Genomic DNA, 1,501 nt, shown 5'->3' with positions numbered 1-1,501 from the left:
GCAATGCCGGCCTTGGCCACTTCATGCGGGGCGCTCGGGCTGTACGGCTTGCCGGCCAGCTCGAAGCTACCGGTGTCGGGCTGGTACAGCCCGGTGATGACGTTGAAGAAGGTGGTCTTGCCGGCGCCGTTGGGGCCGATCAGGCCGTAGATCTGGCCTTGTTCAATGGTCAGGCTCACGCCCGAGAGGGCTTGCAGGCCGCCGAAACGTTTGCTGACGTCGGCGATTTTTAACAGGGTGTTGGTGCTCATTGTGTCGTCCTCTGTGTTCTGTTCGTCGATGCTCAGGCTTTGACCACACCGACGGCGTCACTGCCGTGCGGGTGGTCGGCTTCAGGCCGGTCTTCGTGACGCGGCGACGGCCACAGGCCGGCAGGACGATTCAGCATGATGATCACCATGGCCAGACCGTAGAGCAGCTGGCGCAGCACTTCGGCGTCGATCCAGACGCGGCCGAACAGGCTCATCTGCACCGGCTCGACCACGTGGCGCAGCACTTCCGGCAAGGCCGCCAGGATCACGCCGCCCAGCACCACGCCGGGGATGTGGCCGATACCGCCCAAGACCACCATGGCCAGCACGGCGATGGACTCGGTCAGCGAGAACGATTCCGGCGATACAAACCCCTGGAAGGAGGCGAACATGGCGCCGGCCACGCCGCCGAACGACGCGCCCATGGCAAACGCGAGGAGTTTGACGTTGCGGGTGTTGATGCCCATGGCTTTTGCGGCGATTTCATCTTCACGGATCGCCACCCAGGCACGGCCCAGGCGCGAGTCCTGCAGGCGGATCGAGAAGAAGATCACGCCGATGCACAAGAGCAGGAACAGGAAGTAGTAGGCGTTCACCGACGGCATGCTGATGCCGAGGAACTTGACGATCGAGCCCGAACCCGGCTCGCCGCCCAGCGACACGCCAAACACGCGGATCGGGTCGATCAGGTTGATCCCCTGCGGGCCGTTGGTGATGTTCACCGGCGCGTTGAGGTTGTTCATGAAGATGCGGATGATTTCACCGAAGCCGAGCGTGACGATGGCGAGGTAGTCGCCGCGCAGTTTCAAGGTCGGCGCACCCAGCAAGGCGCCGAACAAGGCCGCGATCAATGCCGACAGCGGCACGATGATCCACAGCGACAGGTGGATCCCGGTCTGCACGATCTGCGGGCCGCACACCATCACGAGGAAGTTGCCCACCGCAGGATAGGTGTTGACGAAGGATTGCAGGACATCAGCGAACTGCGGCGAGGCCAGCAGGCCGGCCGTGTAGGCGCCGATCGCGTAGAACGCGATGTAGCCCAGGTCCAGCAGGCCGGCAAAGCCCACCACCACGTTCAGGCCCAGGGCCAGCATGATGTAGAGCAAGGCGATGTCCATGATGCGCACCCACGAGTTGCCGAACTGGCTGGCAATGAAGGGGAAGGCGATCATGAGGATCAACAGCGCCACCAGGCTGATGTTGGCCTGGCGCGGGTTGCGTTTCTTGTCGAAGGTGAGGAAGGCCAT

2 protein-coding genes are annotated in these 1,501 nt (G+C 63.4%); both read right to left on the bottom strand.

Annotated features, from left to right (window positions below):
- Positions 1–251: ATP-binding cassette domain-containing protein (locus ACIROY_RS23880; RefSeq protein WP_402344700.1), on the bottom strand; the 251-nt coding region annotated here is incomplete at its 3' end.
- Between the two features lie 32 nt (positions 252–283).
- On the bottom strand, positions 284–1,501 hold a 1,218-nt coding region (locus ACIROY_RS23875; RefSeq protein WP_402344697.1), incomplete at its 5' end, for an ABC transporter ATP-binding protein.

This window comes from Herbaspirillum sp. NPDC101396 (assembly GCF_044767365.1).
Taxonomy (GTDB): domain Bacteria; phylum Pseudomonadota; class Gammaproteobacteria; order Burkholderiales; family Burkholderiaceae_D; genus Herbaspirillum.
This window is presented reverse-complemented; position numbering and strand designations above follow the sequence as displayed.